The sequence below is a fragment of the Stenotrophomonas sp. CFBP8994 genome, assembly GCF_034044835.1.
In the GTDB taxonomy this organism is placed as follows: Bacteria; Pseudomonadota; Gammaproteobacteria; order Xanthomonadales; family Xanthomonadaceae; genus Stenotrophomonas; species Stenotrophomonas rhizophila_A.
In genome coordinates this window covers 371,018-387,330 of the sequence record NZ_JAXCWT010000004.1, presented here as the reverse complement: position 1 = coordinate 387,330, position 16,313 = coordinate 371,018, and the positions used below count along the sequence as shown (strand labels likewise).

Here is a 16,313-nt window from a genome sequence, read left to right as displayed (position 1 = left end):
CCCATGTCCGTACTTTCCACCGGCACCAGCGCCCTGCTCGCCTTCCAGCGCGCACTGGCCACCACCAGCCATAACGTCGCCAACATCAACACGCCCGGCTACAGCCGGCAGAAGGTGGACTTCGCCACCGCCAGCCCGCAGAACCTGGGCTATGGCGATATCGGCAACGGCACCCGCATCACCGACGTGCGCCGCGTGGCCGACCAGCTGGCGATCTCGCGGCTGCTCGACAGCAGCGGCGAACTGGCGCGGCTGAAGCAGCTGTCCACCCTGGCCGACCGCGTGGATTCACTGTTCTCCGATACCGCCACCAATGTGTCCGGCGTGTGGTCGAACTTCTTCGACACGGTCAGCGGCCTGTCCTCCAATGCCTCGGGCACCGCCGACCGCCAGAACGTGCTCGACAACGCCGGCACCCTGGCCAGCCGCTTCAAGCAGCTCAACGAAAGCCTCAATTCGCTCAATGGCGAGGTCAACAACGGCCTGATCGCCGGCGCCTCCGAAGTGAACCGGCTGGCAGCGGAAATCGCCCAGCTCAACGGCGCCATCGGCAGCAATGCCAATACCGCCGCACCGGACCTGCTCGACCGCCGCGACCAGCTGGTGGCCAACCTGATCGGCTATACCGGCGGCACCGCGGTGATCCAGGACGGCGGCTTCATGAACGTCTATACCGCTGGCGGCCAGGCCGTGGTGGTGGGCACCACCGCCAGCAAGGTCACCACCGTCACCGACCCCTACCAGCCCGAGCGCCTGCAGCTGGCGATGGAAACCCAGGGCCAGAAGATCACCCTGGATCCGAAGAGCCTGGGCGGCCAGATTGGCGGCCTGCTCGAATTCCGCGATTCAGTGCTCACCCCCACCCAGGCCGAGCTGGGCAAGCTCGCCGTGGGCCTGGCCAGCAGCTTCAACGACACCCACCACCAGGGCGTTGACCTGTACGGCAACATGGGCGGCGACTTCTTCAACTACGGCAGCCCGCGCGTCACCGGCAACACCGGCAATACCGGCACCGCCAGCTTCAGCGCCAGCTTCGGCGACCTGTCCAAGCTGGACGGCCAGAACATCGTGCTGAAGTTCGATGGCGGTGCGTGGCAGGCCACGCGCGCCGACACCGGTGCGGCCGTGCCGATGACCGGCACCGGCACCGCCGCCGACCCGCTGGTGCTCAACGGCGTGGAAATGGTGATGTCCGGCACCCCGGCACAGAACGACCGCTTCCTGCTGCAGCCCACCGCCGGCGTGGCCGGCACCCTGTCGGTGGCGATCACCGATACCTCGCGCATTGCCGCGGCTGCGCCGATCAAGGCCGCCGCAGGCCTGGGCAACACCGGCACCGGCAAGGTCAGCGGCGTGGCGGTGAGCGACTACACCAACGCCAACCTGCGCAATCCGGCCGCGATCGTGTTCACCAGCGCCACCGAATACACCATCGATGGCACCGGGCCGTTTACCTATACCGCTGGACAGACCATCAGCGCCAATGGCTGGAGCTTCGTGCTCGACGGCGCGCCGAAGGTCGGCGACAGCTTCAACATCAGCCCCACCCCGGCCGGCTCCAGCGACAACAGCAACGCGCTGCTGCTGGCCAAGGTGGAAGACGCCAAGACCTTCAACGCCGGTACGGTCACGCTCAACGGTGCCCTGGGTGGCCTGACCACGCTGGTGGGCTCGGCCGCACGCGCGGCCGACTACTCGCTGCAGGCCCAGCAGGTCATCACCGACCAGGCACAGGCCTCGCGCGACTCGGTGTCCGGGGTCAACCTGGACGAAGAAGCCGCCGACATGCTCCGGCTGCAGCAGGCCTACCAGGCCGCCTCGCAGCTGATCTCCACTGCCGACACCATGTTCCAGACCATCCTGGGAGCCGTTTCGCGATGAACAACCGAATCTCCACCGGGATGATGTTCAACCAGTCCATCTCGATGATGATGGCCAAGCAGAGCAAGATGAACCACCTGGAGCAGCAGCTGGCCACCGGCAAGAAGCTGGTCAGCGCCAAGGACGACCCGGTCGCCGCGGGCACCGCGGTCGGCCTGGACCGCGCCGTGGCCGAGCTGGACCGCTTCGCCCGCAATGGCGACGTGGTGGAGAACCGCCTGGGCCTGCAGGAAAACGCACTGGCACAGGCCGGCGAAATGATGGCCCATATCACCGAGCTGACCATCCAGGCCAACAACCCGGCACTGTCGGCGGCCGACCTGAAGTCGATCGCCTCGGAACTGAAGAGCGTGCGCGACGGCCTGCTGTCGCTGGCCAATTCCACCGACGGCACCGGCCGCTACCTGTTCGGCGGCACCGACGACGCCGATGCGCCGTTCAAGCTCAGCAATGGCGTGGTCACCTACAACGGCGACCAGACCCAGCGCCAGGTGGAAGTGGCCCCGGACACCTTCGTCAAGGACGCCCTGCCCGGCAGCGAGATCTTCCTGCGCATCCGCACCGGCGATGGCACCCTGGACGGCAGCGCAGCCGGCACCAATACCGGCACCGGCGTGCTCACCACCTTTGGCCGCGACCCGGCTTCCGGCAACTGGGATGGCGCCAGCTACACCCTGCGCTTCACCGGCCCGGACGCCTATGAAGTGGTGGATGCAACCAATACCGTGGTCAAGACCGGCGCCTTCAAGGCCGGCGAAGACATCACGTTCGAAGGCGTTTCCATGCGGATCGAAGGCGAACCCAAGGCCGGCGACAGCTTCGGCATCGGCGCCGCCGACGCCCGCGACATCTTCTCCACCCTGGACGGCATGATCAACGCGCTGGACAACGCCGCTGACGACCCGACCGCCGTGGCCCGCCAGCAGAACATCCTGCAGGCCGGCATCCGTGACGTGGCCCGTGCCTCGGAGAAGTTCATCGACGCCCGCGCCGCCGGCGGTGCGCAGCTCAAGGCCATCGACGATGCCGGCGCACTGCGCGACGCCAACGGCGTGACCCTGAAGACCACCCTGTCGGCCATGCGCGACCTCGACTACGCCGAAGCCATCGGCCAGTACCAGCTGGAACAGATTTCCCTGCAGGCCGCGCAGACCATTTTCACCCAGATGCAGCAGATGTCGCTGTTCAACGCGATCCGCTGACATAGCGCGCACGCCGGGCGCAGAACGCCCCGCGCTGCAGGCTGTTGCGCGTGGTCCGGCCCCTGCCGGACGCGCGCAACCACCGACCATCACCCCACCCGGGTGATGTTTTCTGCGTATTTTTTCTCAAGGCTTCGCGCCAACCGCCGTTATCTCTCCTGCAACAGCTGCATCCGGCACGGGTGCGGACTCTGCGTCAACTCCGGGTGCACGCCGCGGCCGGAACTTGCCCACAGGAAAGAGACAAATGGCACAAGTAATCAATACCAACGTGATGTCGCTGAATGCTCAGCGCAATCTGTCGACCAGCGGTTCCAGCCTGGCCACCACGATCCAGCGCCTGTCCTCGGGCCTGCGCATCAACAGCGCCAAGGACGACGCGGCCGGCCTGGCCATCTCCGAACGCTTCAGCACCCAGATCCGCGGCCTGGACGTGGCCGTGCGCAATGCCAACGACGGCATTTCGCTGGCCCAGACCGCCGAAGGCGCGATGGTGGAAATCGGCAACAACCTGCAGCGTATCCGCGAACTGTCGGTGCAGTCGGCCAACGCCACCAACTCCGACAGCGACCGTGAAGCGCTGAACGCCGAAGTCAACCAGCTGGTCTCGGAAATCGACCGCGTCTCCCGCCAGACCAACTTCAACGGCACCAAGCTGCTGGACGGTTCGTTCTCCGGCGCGCTGTTCCAGATCGGCGCCGATTCGGGCCAGACCATCGGCATCAACAGCATCGTCAACTCCAGCACCTCGGAGCTGGGCAACGGCCTGTACGCTGCCAAGCAGACCTCGACCGCAGCTGCCCTGACCGGCACCGCGACGGCCGCGGGCACTGTCAGCGACATGGAAATCAATGGCGTTGCCATTGCTGCCGTGGACGTTGCCGTGGGCGACAAGGCCGCCGACGTCAGCAAGAAGGTGGTCAATGCCATCAACGACAAGATGGACCAGACCGGCGTGTACGCCTCGCTGGACAAGGACGGCAAGCTGGAACTGACTTCGCTGAAGTCGGGCAAGGATTTCGAGTTCACCACCGCCACCACCGATGCCACCGGCCTGACCGTGGCCATGGCCGGCATTGGCGCCACCGCCGATGCGGACGCCCGTGACACCGTCAGCGGCGTGGACATCTCCTCGGTCGCCGGTGCCCAGAAGGCGCTGTCGATCGTGGACGACGCCCTGAAGGCGGTGAACTCCTCGCGTGCCGACATGGGTGCGATCCAGAACCGCTTCACCTCCACCATCGCCAACCTGAACACCACCTCGGAAAACCTGTCGGCCTCGCGCAGCCGTATCCGCGACACCGACTACGCCAAGGAAACCGCCGAACTGACCCGCACGCAGATCCTGCAGCAGGCCGGCACCGCGATGCTGGCCCAGGCCAACCAGTCGCCCTCGAGCGTGATGAGCCTGCTGAACGGCTGATCCCGCACAAGCACGCGTCACAGAAAACCCCGCTCCGGCGGGGTTTTTTGTTGACAAACGCACTTTTGACCCGCTGAGCCCTAAAGGTTCCGGCCCCGGTGTCGTTAATGATTTCAACCAGGGCACATCGCCCATTGCCTCCCCCGGGGCACCCCAAAAACCAGCAGTAACTTCGTATCCAGGAGCACGGAAATGGCACAAGTCATCAACACCAATGTGATGTCGCTGAACGCACAGCGCAATCTGTCGACCAGCGGTTCCAGCCTGGCTACCACCATCCAGCGCCTGTCCTCGGGCCTGCGCATCAACAGCGCCAAGGACGACGCCGCCGGCCTGGCGATCTCCGAGCGCTTCAGCACCCAGATCCGCGGCCTGGATGTTGCGGTTCGCAACGCCAACGACGGCATCTCGCTGGCCCAGACCGCCGAAGGCGCGATGGTCGAAATCGGCAACAACCTGCAGCGTATCCGCGAACTGTCGGTGCAGTCGGCCAACGCCACCAACTCCGACAGCGACCGTGAAGCGCTGAACGCCGAAGTGAAGCAGCTGACCTCGGAAATCGACCGCGTTTCCCGCCAGACCAACTTCAACGGCACCAAGCTGCTGGACGGTTCGTTCTCCGGCGCCCTGTTCCAGGTCGGTGCGGATTCGGGCCAGACCATCGGCATCAACAGCATCGTCAACGCCAGCGCCAGCGCACTGGGCGGCGCCAAGTTCGACAAGAACACCTTCACCGTCGCCGCCCCGGGCACCAATGCCGCCGCGACCATCAAGGGCATGGAAATCAAGGGTGCCGACGGCACCTCGTACAAGCTGGACGACATCGAAGTGAAGGCCGGCGTCGACGCCGCCGCCACCCAGAAGGCCACCGCCTCCGCCATCGCCGCCGCAATCAACGCCAAGATGGACCAGACCGGCGTCTATGCCTCGGTCGATGCCGCCACCGCCGGCAAGCTGGACCTGACCTCGGTGCAGAACAACGTCGCCGACGACGGCACCTTCAATGCCATCGCCGTGACCATGGGCACCTGGACCGGCGCCACCGCACCGACCGCGCCGACCCCGACCGCCGACGCCACCGGCCTGACCGCGCAGTTCGCCAGCAACCTGAACATCTCCACCTTCACCGGTGCGCAGCAGGCCCTGTCGATCGTCGACAAGGCGCTGACCGCAGTCAACTCCTCGCGAGCCGACATGGGTGCGATCCAGAACCGCTTCACCTCCACCATCGCCAACCTCGGCACCACCTCGGAAAACCTGTCGGCCTCGCGCAGCCGTATCCGCGATACCGACTACGCCAAGGAAACCGCCGAGCTGACCCGCACGCAGATCCTGCAGCAGGCCGGCACCGCGATGCTGGCCCAGGCCAACCAGTCGCCCTCGAGCGTCATGAGCCTGCTGCAGGGTTGATGCCTGCGGAGGGTGCGTAACGGAAAACCCCGCGAAAGCGGGGTTTTTTGTTGACAAACGCGAAATTCGGTCGTCCTAGCCCTAAAGGTTCCCTGCGGGTTGTCGTTAATGATTTCAACCCGGGCACATTGCCCACCGCCTCCCCCGCGAGGCGCCCACTGAATCCGCATCACCGCACCCAGGAGCACGGAAATGGCACAAGTCATCAACACCAATGTGATGTCGCTGAACGCACAGCGCAATCTGTCGACCAGCGGTTCCAGCCTGGCCACCACCATCCAGCGCCTGTCCTCGGGCCTGCGCATCAACAGCGCCAAGGACGACGCCGCCGGCCTGGCGATTTCCGAGCGCTTCAGCACCCAGATCCGCGGCCTGGACGTTGCGGTTCGCAACGCCAACGACGGCATCTCGCTGGCCCAGACCGCCGAAGGCGCGATGGTCGAAATCGGCAACAACCTGCAGCGCATCCGCGAACTGTCGGTGCAGTCGTCCAATGCGACCAACTCCGACAGCGACCGTGAAGCGCTGAACGCCGAAGTGAAGCAGCTGACCTCGGAAATCGACCGCGTCTCCCGCCAGACCAACTTCAACGGCACCAAGCTGCTTGACGGTTCGTTCTCCGGCGCACTGTTCCAGGTCGGCGCCGATTCGGGCCAGACCATCGGCATCAACAGCATCGTCAACGCCAGCGCCAGCGCGCTGGGCGGCGCCAAGTTCGACACCAGCACCCTGGACATCGGCGTGCCCGCCACCAACGGTGACGTGACCATCAAGGGCATGACCATCAAGGGCGCCGACGGCACCGCCTACGCGCTGTCGGACATCTCGGTGAAGGCCGGCGTCGACGCCGCCGCCACGCAGAAGGCCGCCACCGCCGCCGTCGCCGCCGCCATCAACGAGAAGATGGACCAGGCCGGCGTGTACGCATCGGTCAATGCCACTGCCGGCAAGATCGACCTGACCTCGGTCAAGAACAGCGTCTCCGACACCGGCACGTTCAACGCCATCACCGTCACCGCAGGCACCTGGACCGGCATCACCGCGCCGACCCCGGCCACCCCGACCACTGCCGCCGCCGGCGCTGCCCTGGCCACCAAGTTCGCCAGCGACCTGGACATCTCCTCGGTGGCCGGCGCGCAGCAGGCCCTGTCGATCGTCGACAAGGCGCTGACCTCGGTGAACTCCTCGCGAGCTGACATGGGTGCGATCCAGAACCGCTTCACCTCCACCATCGCCAACCTCAACACCACCTCGGAAAACCTGTCGGCCTCGCGCAGCCGTATCCGCGACACCGACTACGCCAAGGAAACCGCCGAGCTGACCCGCACGCAGATCCTGCAGCAGGCCGGCACCGCGATGCTGGCCCAGGCCAACCAGTCGCCCTCGAGCGTGATGAGCCTCCTGCAGGGTTGATGCCTGCGAAGGATGCGTAACGAAAAACCCCGCGAAAGCGGGGTTTTTTGTTTGCATCGGCGTTCATGAAACGTGACGGATTCAGCGTTTTTTTCACCCCATTGATTAAAGCTTCTTGACATTGGGTCGTTATTGATTTCAGCCACGGCAGATCGACATCGCTTGGCGCTCCCACACGGGAGAAACACCTCTATAACCCGGCGACATCATCGCCACCAGGAGCAAGAAAATGGCACAAGTCATCAACACCAACGTGATGTCGCTCAACGCCCAGCGCAACCTGTCGACCAGCGGCTCCAGCCTGGCCACGACGATCCAGCGCCTGTCCTCGGGCCTGCGCATCAACAGCGCCAAGGACGACGCCGCCGGCCTCGCGATTTCCGAGCGCTTCAGCACCCAGATCCGTGGCCTTGACGTTGCGGTTCGCAACGCCAACGACGGCATCTCACTGGCCCAGACCGCCGAAGGCGCGATGGTCGAAATCGGCAACAACCTGCAGCGCATCCGCGAACTGTCGGTGCAGTCGGCCAACGCCACCAACTCCGACAGCGACCGTGAAGCGCTGAACGCCGAAGTGAAGCAGCTGACCTCGGAAATCGACCGCGTTTCCCGCCAGACCAACTTCAACGGCACCAAGCTGCTGGACGGTTCCTTCTCCGGTGCGCTGTTCCAGGTCGGTGCGGATTCGGGCCAGACCATCGGCATCAACAGCATCGTCAACGCCAGCGCCAACGCGCTGGGCGGCGCCAAGTTCGACAGCAACAGCTTCACTGTCGGCGCGGTCGCTGCGGCTGCCAACGCCGACGTCAAGATCACCGGCATGGCCATCACCGGCGCCGACGGCAAGTCGTACACCCTGTCCGACATCAACGTGAAGGCCGGCGTCGACTCGGCTGCCACCCAGAAGGCCACCGTGGCTGCGGTGACCGCCGCGATCAACGAAAAGATGGACCAGACCGGCGTGTACGCCTCGGTCGACGGCGCCGCCGGCAAGGTCAACCTGACCTCCGTGCAGAACAGCGTGGGCTCGGACGGCACCTTCAACGCGATCGGCCTGACCGCCGGCACCTACACCGGTGGCGCCACCGCCCCGGCCGCGTACACCGCCACCACCGCCGCTGCCGGCGCCGCCCTGGCCAACAAGTTCGCCAGCGACCTGGACATCTCCTCGGTGGCCGGTGCGCAGCAGGCCCTGTCGATCGTCGACAAGGCGCTGACCGCGGTGAACTCCTCGCGCGCCGACATGGGTGCGATCCAGAACCGCTTCACTTCGACCATCGCCAACCTCAACACCACCTCGGAAAACCTGTCGGCCTCGCGCAGCCGTATCCGCGACACCGACTACGCCAAGGAAACCGCCGAACTGACCCGCACGCAGATCCTGCAGCAGGCCGGCACCGCGATGCTGGCCCAGGCCAACCAGTCGCCCTCCAGCGTCATGAGCCTGCTGAACGGCTAAGCGTCATTGGCGTTGCGAAACAGGGAACCCCGCTCCGGCGGGGTTTTTTGTTGGCCACGGCGCCACTCTGGCATGCCGCTTGCACCTGCTTTGGCATCAGCGCGCCCACCGCCAGGTGGACGGGCCTCAAGCCTCCCCGTTCCGGGCCGATACCACCTGCAGGAAGCGCAGGCGGTTGCGTGCCCACATTTCAAGACAGGACTGCAGACATGGCGATTGGCACCATTGGTACCGGCCTCGATATTCCCACCCTGGTGGCCCAGCTGGTCGCCAAGGAGCGCGAACCGCAGGAAAACCAGATCAATTCCGCCGGTACCGCCGCCAGTGCCAAATTGTCGGCGCTGGCCACCCTGACCAGTGGCATGACCAACCTGCAGACCACCCTGGCCAGCCTGATCAAGAACGCCGACAAGCCGTCCTTCAAAGCCAGCACCATCACCGACTCCAACTTCACCGCCAGCATCGACACCAGCGAAGGCGCCGCCTCCGCCTCTGCCGGCACCCACCAGGTGGAAGTCAAATCCCTGGCCCAGGGCCAGAAGCTCAGCTCCGGCGCCTTCGCCAAGGACACCGTCATCGGCGACGGCACCCTGACCATCGCCTATGGCGACAAGACCCTCGACGTCACCATCAACGCCGACAGCAAGCTCAGCGACATCGCCGCGGCCATCAACAAAGCCGCCGGCGGCAAAGTGGTCAGCGCCAGTGTCATCACCGCCGACGATGGCCAGCATCTGATGCTCAGTGCCGTCGATACCGGCCTGTCGGGTGCCGTCAAGATCACCGCCAGCGGCGGCAACGGCGGCTTGGCGGCCCTGACCTACGACGGCACCGCCGGCTCCCCGATGACCCAGACCGTCGAGCCGAAGGATGCCGTGGTCGTCGTCGACGGGTTCACCCGTACCTCCAGCTCCAACACGATCAGCGACATCGTCCCCGGGGTGAACCTGACCCTGACCAAGGCCGGCACTGAAGCGGGCAAGACCCAGACCCTGACGATTACCCGCGACAACACCGCGGTCAAGACCGACATGGCCGCCTTCGTGGCCGCCTACAACGCCATGAACAGCGCGCTGAAGTCCACCAGCGCCTACAACGCCACCAGCAAAACCGCCGCCGCACTCACTGGCGACGCCATGGTGCGCGGCCTGCAGCAGCAGCTGCGCAGCCAGTTCAGCAGCAACATCAACGGCCTCAAGGACATGGGCGTCACCATGGCGGCCGACGGCAGCCTGACCCTGGACAGCGGCAAGATGGAGACCGCCATCGGCAAGGATCCCGATGCCGTGTCCCGCCTGTTCGGCAAGGACGGCGCCATCGGCAAGCCCATGGACACGCTCATCAAGAGCAACCTGGACAAGGAAACCGGCACCCTCACCCAGCGCACCAATTCGCTGAACAAGCAGATCAAGGACCTGGAAATCCGCCTGGACGCGCTCGACGCGCGCATGGAAAAGGTTTCCGACCGCTACACCAAGCAGTTCACCGCCATGGAAACCCTGGTGACCCAGATGCAGACCACCAGCGACAGCCTGACCCAGGCACTGGCCAAGAAGACCAGCAGCTGACCCGCCGCGCGGCAACGCTCAAGTTTCCGCACCGCACCGCCGATATTCATGGCAGCACCCACCACCTGATGTCTGGCGTGGGTCCCAGAGGAGAAGTTCCAATGTACGGTTCCAGCCGTCAGTACGCAGAGCAGTACCGCAAGGTCGGCGTTTCCAGCGCCGTCAACGATGCCGACCCGCACAAACTGGTCGCCATGCTGCTGACCGGTGCCTGCGAGCGCATCCGCCTGGCCGAGGCCTGCCTGGAGCGCAACGACCAGGCCCGCAAGGGCAAGGCCATCGGCGAGGCCTGCGCCATCGTCGGCCACCTCAATGGCTCGCTCGACCACGAAGCCGGCGGCGACATCGCCGGCAACCTGTCGGCCCTGTACGACTACGTCATGCAGCGCCTGACCGACGCCAACCTGCACAACGACGGCGCTGCCCTGCAGGAAGCCCTGCAGCTGCTGACCGAGATCGATTCTGCGTGGAATGCCATCCCGCACGACCAGCGCCAGCCCGCTGCGGCAGGCGCCTGATGCACGCCTCACTCGCCCCCGACGTCCTTCACCTCCTGCATGATGCGCTGGACAGGCTGTCGGGCGCGGTTGAAGGTGATGACCACGACCTGACCCAGCGCCTGATGGACGCCTACGACCAGCAGGTACGTGCGTACCTGGACGAACACGAGGCCCGCATCGACGCCGGCTCGCTGCGCGGGCTGATCGCCCGCCAGCAGCAGGTCAGCATCCGCATGGCGGCCCGCCGCGACGAAGCGGGCAGCCACCTCACCGCCGACCGACGCGCCGTTCGCGCGTCTCTCGCCTACCTCCGGGCAGAATCCCTGACATGAGCGAACTTCGCCCCAGCGACATCCATCATCCGGCCGAAAGCGAGCTGTTCGATGAAACGCTGAGCTGCGATGTCGCCCTGCCCGCCGAATTCCGCCTGGGCAGCAGCGTGATCCGCCCCGGCAGCGCCGAAACCCTGCTGCGCAGCGTTGCCCTGGTCGAGGATTCCCGGGGTGATGACGGTCATGACGACCGTGGCGAATCCAGTGCCCAGCTGCAGCGCCTGGAAGCCAAGCTGGACCTGACCATGGTGCTGCTCGGCCGGCTGGTGCGGCAGAGCGCCCAGGACCTGGACCTGCGCCCGCTGCGCTGGTCGCGCCGGGGCATCCGCCTGGAACTGGGCGCCCGCACCGGTGCCGCGGCCGGCAGCGTGGGGGTGATCCGCCTGCAGCCCTGCGACTGGCTGCCCGACCACATCGACCTGCCCGTCACCGTGCTGGCCGAAGCGGCCACCGGTGCCGGCTCCTGTTTCCTCTGGCTGCGCTTCGCGCCCATGAGCGACGGGCTGGAAATGGCGCTGGAGCGGCACCTGTTCCGGCTGCACCGGCGGCAGGTGGCGGATTCCCGGCGGCGCGGTCTTTAATAAAGGCCCGCGCTAGGATAATGTGAAGAACTTCTTTTCTTCACATCTCTTCTGCCCGTGCGCGTTCTCATCGTCGACGATCACACCCTGGTCCGCGCCGGCCTAAGCCGCCTGCTCCAGGGCTTTGCCGACGTCGAGGTCGCCGCAGAGGCCAGCAATGCAAAGGAGGCGCTTGAAATGGCCCTGCTGCATTCCCCCGATGTGATCCTGATGGACCTGTCCCTGCCCGGACGTACCGGGCTGGAAGCCCTGAGCGATATCCTGGTCCGCGCGCCGGGCACCCGCGTGGTGATGATGACCATGCACGACGACGCCGTGCACGTGCGCGACGCACTGGACCGCGGTGCGGTGGGCTTCGTGGTCAAGGACGCTGCCCCCCAGGAGCTCGACCTGGCCCTGCGCGCCGCCCATGCCGGCCAGGTGTTCCTGAGCCCACAGATCTCGGCCAAGATGCTGGCGCCCATGCTGGGCAGGGAAAAGCCGGTCGGCATTGCCGCGCTCTCGCCGCGCCAGCGCGAGATCCTGCGCCAGATCGGCAAGGGTGAAAGCAACAAGGAAATCGCCGCCGACCTGGGCATCAGCGTCAAGACGGTGGAAACCCACCGCGCGCGCATGATGGAATCGCTGGGCTGCCGCCGCGCCAACGATCTGCTGCTGCTGGCCGCGCGTCACCAGCACGAACTGGAATAACCGGCGTCGATTCCCCGACACCCACCCGCCACGGCGGCCACGAGCGCCGGGTTTTTGAACGGGACGCACCCGGACACACCACGGAAACAGCGATCTCCGCCGCGCCCAGCGTCAAATAACCAGACATACCGTCAGGAATCTCCCTACACGCTGTCGGGAACCTGACGACCCCGCTAGGGAACCCCCTGATTTCGCCCCCACGGGATCACAAGCAAGATGTGTTCCATAACGCACCGGGGGCTCGGGGCGACGGGGATACACCACATGAAGCCGATGATGTCGACCCAGATGGGTCAGCAGCTGCACCTCACGCCGCAATTGCTGCAGTCGATCCGACTGCTGCAGCTGGACGGCATGCAGCTGGAGCTGGAAATCCGCCGCGCACTGGACACCAATCCGCTGCTGGAGCTGGAGGAAGCGCCCGCGCCCGACACCGCCGAGACCGGCGAAGCCGGCACCACCGTGGAAGTGGCCGCCTTCGACGAACTGCCCGAGCCGGCGATGTGGGACGTGGCCGGGGCCAGCTGGCACGACGGCGACGACGACCGCCTGCAGCGCATTGCCGCCGACGAATCCAGCGACCCGCAGCTGCGCGCCCTGCAGCGCCTGTCGCTGGAACTGGATGCACGCGAACTGACCGTGGCCCGCTTCTGGCTGGAGCACTGCGACGATGCCGGCTACCTGGACGCGCCGCTGGAGCAGCTGACCCTGCTGGCCAGCGCCCATTGCGACGTGGACGCCGCCGGTGTGGAAGCGGTGCGCCAGCAGATCCTGCACGGCGACCCGGCCGGCCTGGCTGCCCGCGACCTGCACGAATGCCTCTCGGTCCAGCTGCGCGCCCTGCACGGCCGAGTGCCGGCCCGCCACCTGGCCCTGCGGGTGCTGGACCACGGCCTGGACGCCCTGGCCGCGCACGACTACCCCGCCCTGGCCCGCCAGCTGGAGGCGGAAGTCGCCGACATCCACGAAGCAGTGCGCCTGATCCTCTCGCTGCAGCCGCGCCCGGGCGACAGCCTGCTGCCGGATACCTCCGGCGCGGTCATCCCGGACGTGGTGGCCTGGCACGCCGATGGCCAGTGGCGCGTGGCGCTCAACCCGGCCACCAGCCGCCGCCTGAGCATCAACCCCACCTACGAAAGTGCCCTGGCCGATGCCGGCGACAGTGCCCAGCCGTTGCGCGACATGCTGCAGGAAGCCCGCTGGCTGACCCGTGGCCTGTCCATGCGCTACGACACCCTGCTGCGCACCACCCGCGTCATCATCGAACGCCAGGCCGGCTTCCTCACCCGCGGCGAAGAGGCCATGGCCCCGCTGACCCTGAAGGAAGTGGCCGATGCCATCGGCATGCACGAGTCCACCGTCTCGCGCATCACCACCGGCAAGTACCTGCAGACCCCGCGCGGCACCCTGGAGCTGAAGCACTTCTTCGCCGTGCGCCTGGAAGGCGCCAGCGTCTCCGGCCAGGCCGTGAAGGCCATGGTCCGGCGCCTGATCGATGCCGAACCGGCCGGTCGTCCGCTGGCTGATGAGGCCATTGCGGGACTTCTGTCACGTCAGGGCGTGAACATTGCCCGCCGAACCGTTGCAAAATACCGCGAACAACTGGACATCGCCCCGGCCCGGGAACGCCGCCGGCACAATGCCCGCACCCCGCTACTGGCCCGGGTGGGCTGAAGGAAGTACACGACATGAACAAGCTCACCGTCCTGCTGGTCGATGACCACGAGGGCTTCATCAACGCCGCCATGCGCCACTTCCGCAAGGTCGACTGGCTCGATGTGGTCGGCAGCGCCGGCAATGGCCTGGAAGCCATCGAGCGTTCCGAGTCGCTACGCCCGCAGGTGGTGCTGATGGACCTGGCCATGCCGGAAATGGGCGGGCTGCAGGCCACCCGCCTGATCAAGACCCAGGACGATGCACCGTACATCGTCATCGCCAGCCACTTCGACGACGTCGAACACCGCGAGCACGCCCTGCGTGCCGGTGCCGACAACTTCGTCAGCAAGCTGTCCTACATCCAGGAGGTCATGCCGATCCTGGAGGGCTTGAAGGAGCCGACGCCATGAGCGAGTCGCGCATCCTGGTGCTGGACAACGACGCCGTGCGCGCCGAGCGCACCGTTGGCCTGCTGGAATTCATGGACTTCAACCCGCGCTGGATTGCCGACGCGGCCGATTTCGATACCACCCGCCACCGTGCCACCGACTGGATGGCCGTGATCATCGGCGGCCTGGAGCCGGGCGCGCGCAGTGAAGCGCTGTTCGCGTGGGCCGGCCAGGGCGCCCTGCCGCCGCCAGTGATGCTGATCGACGGCGATGCTGCCGCGTTCGCCCAGCGCCACGGCCTGCATGAGGCAAATGTATGGCCGCTGGAAGCCCCGCTGCGCCATGCGCAGATGGAAGCCCTGCTGCGCCGTGCCAGCCTGAAGCGGCTGGATGCCGAACACCAGGCCGGCGCCAGCCAGGACCAGGGTCCCACCGGCGACGGTGCGGCGGTGAGCGCGCTGCGCCAGATGATCGAGCAGGTGGCCGCCTTCGACACCACCGTGCTGGTGCTGGGCGAATCGGGCACCGGCAAGGAAGTGGTGTCGCGTTCGATCCACCAGCGCTCGCCGCGCCGCGATGGCCCGTTCGTGGCGATCAACTGCGGCGCGATTCCGGCCGACCTGCTGGAAAGCGAACTGTTCGGTCACGAAAAGGGTGCCTTCACCGGCGCACTCAGCGCACGCAAGGGCCGTTTCGAAATGGCCGAGGGCGGCACCCTGCTGCTGGACGAAATCGGCGACATGAGCCTGCCGATGCAGGTCAAGCTGCTGCGCGTGCTGCAGGAACGCAGCTTCGAGCGCGTGGGCGGCAACCAGACCATCCGCTGCAACGTACGGGTGATCGCCGCAACCCATCGTGACCTGGAATCGCGCATTGCCGATGGCAAGTTCCGCGAGGATCTGTTCTACCGGCTCAATGTGTTCCCGATTGAAGTGCCGGCGCTGCGCGAGCGCAGCGAAGACCTGCCCGCACTGGTCACCACCATTGCCGGCCAGCTGGCCCGCACCGGCCGCGGCGAAGTGCGATTCAGCCCGGAAGCGTTGCAGGCCCTGGCCGCCTACGAATGGCCGGGCAATGTGCGCGAGCTGACCAACCTCGTGGAGCGCCTGGCCGTGTTGCACCCGGGCGGCAACGTTCGGGTGCAGGACCTGCCGGCACGGTATCGCGGTGATTTCGCGGTGGCAGCGCCGGTTGCGGCAGCGGCGCCGGCACCGGCCGGTGACGACCGTCTGGACCTGCGCAGCTTCTCGTTCCACGCCCCGGCGACGGGTACGGCGGCAGCGAACGGCGCCGCGCCGGCCGACAAATCCCCGGCCCTGCCCGACGCCGGCCTGGACCTGCGCAACCACATGGCCAATATCGAGCTGACCCTGATCAACGAGGCGCTGGAGCGCACGCAGGGCGTGGTCGCCCACGCTGCCCAGCTGCTTGGCCTGCGGCGTACCACGCTGGTGGAGAAGCTGCGCAAGTACGGGATCGAGCGGGACCAGGCTGAGTTGGCGGGTTGATGTTTGCAGGATGCGCATAGTCGGAAAGGCCCGGTTTATACCGGGCCTTTTGCGTTTCCGGCGTCATGATGTCTGACGGGCGGCTTCGGATCGTCTAAACGTCGGTGGCATCGACGCAACCGATTGCACACCGGCTCCGGATGCTTGCGCCGCGCTGCGCGCGGTCGCCGACTAACAGTCGGCGCTACGAATTGTTACGGGCGCCGGTGGGATCCGGATTGCGAATTGGTACGGGCGCCGGTGGGATCCGGATACGGCAGTTCCTGCGATGGCCCTTCACCTCACCATGACGGCACCGGGC

At 66.4% G+C, this 16,313-nt stretch carries 14 protein-coding genes; all 14 read left to right on the top strand.

The features are described from left to right. Nucleotides 1-3 precede the first annotated feature (3 nt). Nucleotides 4-1,881, top strand: coding sequence for a flagellar hook-associated protein FlgK (flgK, locus tag SOM39_RS13765; protein WP_210132474.1), 1,878 nt, complete (start codon nucleotides 4-6; stop codon nucleotides 1,879-1,881). Continuing rightward, a complete protein-coding gene (gene flgL, locus SOM39_RS13760; protein ID WP_068851723.1) occupies nucleotides 1,878-3,083 on the top strand; it encodes a flagellar hook-associated protein FlgL in 1,206 nt (401 codons plus the stop codon). Before flgK ends, flgL begins: the two co-directional genes overlap by 4 nt. 247 nt (nucleotides 3,084-3,330) lie before the next feature. Beyond that, entirely contained in the window at nucleotides 3,331-4,506 is a 1,176-nt protein-coding gene (locus SOM39_RS13755; protein ID WP_068851721.1) for a flagellin, read from the top strand. Nucleotides 4,507-4,698: 192 nt separating this feature from the next. Continuing rightward, a complete protein-coding gene (locus SOM39_RS13750; protein WP_320458630.1) occupies nucleotides 4,699-5,916 on the top strand; it encodes a flagellin in 1,218 nt (405 codons plus the stop codon). Nucleotides 5,917-6,108: 192 nt separating this feature from the next. Then, nucleotides 6,109-7,329 carry a flagellin gene (locus SOM39_RS13745; protein ID WP_320458629.1) on the top strand — a complete coding sequence of 407 codons (1,221 nt, stop codon included), beginning with the start codon at nucleotides 6,109-6,111 and terminating at the stop codon, nucleotides 7,327-7,329. A gap of 229 nt (nucleotides 7,330-7,558) precedes the next feature. Beyond that, the gene (locus SOM39_RS13740; RefSeq protein WP_068851713.1) at nucleotides 7,559-8,788 is read left to right on the top strand and encodes a flagellin; all 1,230 of its coding nucleotides are present in this window, start codon (nucleotides 7,559-7,561) and stop codon (nucleotides 8,786-8,788) included. Nucleotides 8,789-8,997: 209 nt separating this feature from the next. Next, nucleotides 8,998-10,356: a flagellar filament capping protein FliD gene (fliD, locus tag SOM39_RS13735; RefSeq protein ID WP_320458628.1), complete on the top strand. Its 1,359-nt coding sequence runs from the start codon at nucleotides 8,998-9,000 to the stop codon at nucleotides 10,354-10,356. A gap of 101 nt (nucleotides 10,357-10,457) precedes the next feature. Then, the gene (gene fliS, locus SOM39_RS13730) at nucleotides 10,458-10,874 is read left to right on the top strand and encodes a flagellar export chaperone FliS (RefSeq protein ID WP_068851708.1); all 417 of its coding nucleotides are present in this window, start codon (nucleotides 10,458-10,460) and stop codon (nucleotides 10,872-10,874) included. Beyond that, a complete protein-coding gene (locus tag SOM39_RS13725) occupies nucleotides 10,874-11,188 on the top strand; it encodes a hypothetical protein (protein ID WP_093532807.1) in 315 nt (104 codons plus the stop codon). Before fliS ends, SOM39_RS13725 begins: the two co-directional genes overlap by 1 nt. After that, nucleotides 11,185-11,769 (top strand): PilZ domain-containing protein, encoded by a 585-nt coding sequence (locus SOM39_RS13720; protein WP_320458627.1) that lies wholly within the window; start codon nucleotides 11,185-11,187, stop codon nucleotides 11,767-11,769. Before SOM39_RS13725 ends, SOM39_RS13720 begins: the two co-directional genes overlap by 4 nt. Before the next feature lie 57 nt (nucleotides 11,770-11,826). Continuing rightward, nucleotides 11,827-12,459, top strand: a complete 633-nt coding sequence (locus SOM39_RS13715) for a response regulator (RefSeq protein ID WP_068851698.1) — start codon at nucleotides 11,827-11,829, stop codon at nucleotides 12,457-12,459. Between the two features lie 264 nt (nucleotides 12,460-12,723). Continuing rightward, nucleotides 12,724-14,133 (top strand): RNA polymerase factor sigma-54, encoded by a 1,410-nt coding sequence (gene rpoN, locus SOM39_RS13710; RefSeq protein WP_320458626.1) that lies wholly within the window; start codon nucleotides 12,724-12,726, stop codon nucleotides 14,131-14,133. Nucleotides 14,134-14,147: 14 nt separating this feature from the next. Continuing rightward, nucleotides 14,148-14,525, top strand: coding sequence for a response regulator (locus SOM39_RS13705; protein WP_068851692.1), 378 nt, complete (start codon nucleotides 14,148-14,150; stop codon nucleotides 14,523-14,525). Then, nucleotides 14,522-16,012, top strand: coding sequence for a sigma-54 dependent transcriptional regulator (locus SOM39_RS13700; RefSeq protein ID WP_320458625.1), 1,491 nt, complete (start codon nucleotides 14,522-14,524; stop codon nucleotides 16,010-16,012). The genes SOM39_RS13705 and SOM39_RS13700 overlap by 4 nt, the downstream gene beginning before the upstream one ends. The last annotated feature ends 301 nt before the right edge of the window (nucleotides 16,013-16,313 follow it).

Bases quoted from the DNA above. Each gene is read 5' to 3' on its own strand.
- flgK (WP_210132474.1), top strand. From the start codon at position 4: ATGTCCGTACTTTCCACCGGCACCAGCGCCCTGCTCGCCTTCCAGCGC.
- flgL (WP_068851723.1), top strand. From the start codon at position 1,878: ATGAACAACCGAATCTCCACCGGGATGATGTTCAACCAGTCCATCTCG.
- SOM39_RS13755 (WP_068851721.1), top strand. From the start codon at position 3,331: ATGGCACAAGTAATCAATACCAACGTGATGTCGCTGAATGCTCAGCGC.
- SOM39_RS13750 (WP_320458630.1), top strand. From the start codon at position 4,699: ATGGCACAAGTCATCAACACCAATGTGATGTCGCTGAACGCACAGCGC.
- SOM39_RS13745 (WP_320458629.1), top strand. From the start codon at position 6,109: ATGGCACAAGTCATCAACACCAATGTGATGTCGCTGAACGCACAGCGC.
- SOM39_RS13740 (WP_068851713.1), top strand. From the start codon at position 7,559: ATGGCACAAGTCATCAACACCAACGTGATGTCGCTCAACGCCCAGCGC.
- fliD (WP_320458628.1), top strand. From the start codon at position 8,998: ATGGCGATTGGCACCATTGGTACCGGCCTCGATATTCCCACCCTGGTG.
- fliS (WP_068851708.1), top strand. From the start codon at position 10,458: ATGTACGGTTCCAGCCGTCAGTACGCAGAGCAGTACCGCAAGGTCGGC.
- SOM39_RS13725 (WP_093532807.1), top strand. From the start codon at position 10,874: ATGCACGCCTCACTCGCCCCCGACGTCCTTCACCTCCTGCATGATGCG.
- SOM39_RS13720 (WP_320458627.1), top strand. From the start codon at position 11,185: ATGAGCGAACTTCGCCCCAGCGACATCCATCATCCGGCCGAAAGCGAG.
- rpoN (WP_320458626.1), top strand. From the start codon at position 12,724: ATGAAGCCGATGATGTCGACCCAGATGGGTCAGCAGCTGCACCTCACG.
- SOM39_RS13705 (WP_068851692.1), top strand. From the start codon at position 14,148: ATGAACAAGCTCACCGTCCTGCTGGTCGATGACCACGAGGGCTTCATC.
- SOM39_RS13700 (WP_320458625.1), top strand. From the start codon at position 14,522: ATGAGCGAGTCGCGCATCCTGGTGCTGGACAACGACGCCGTGCGCGCC.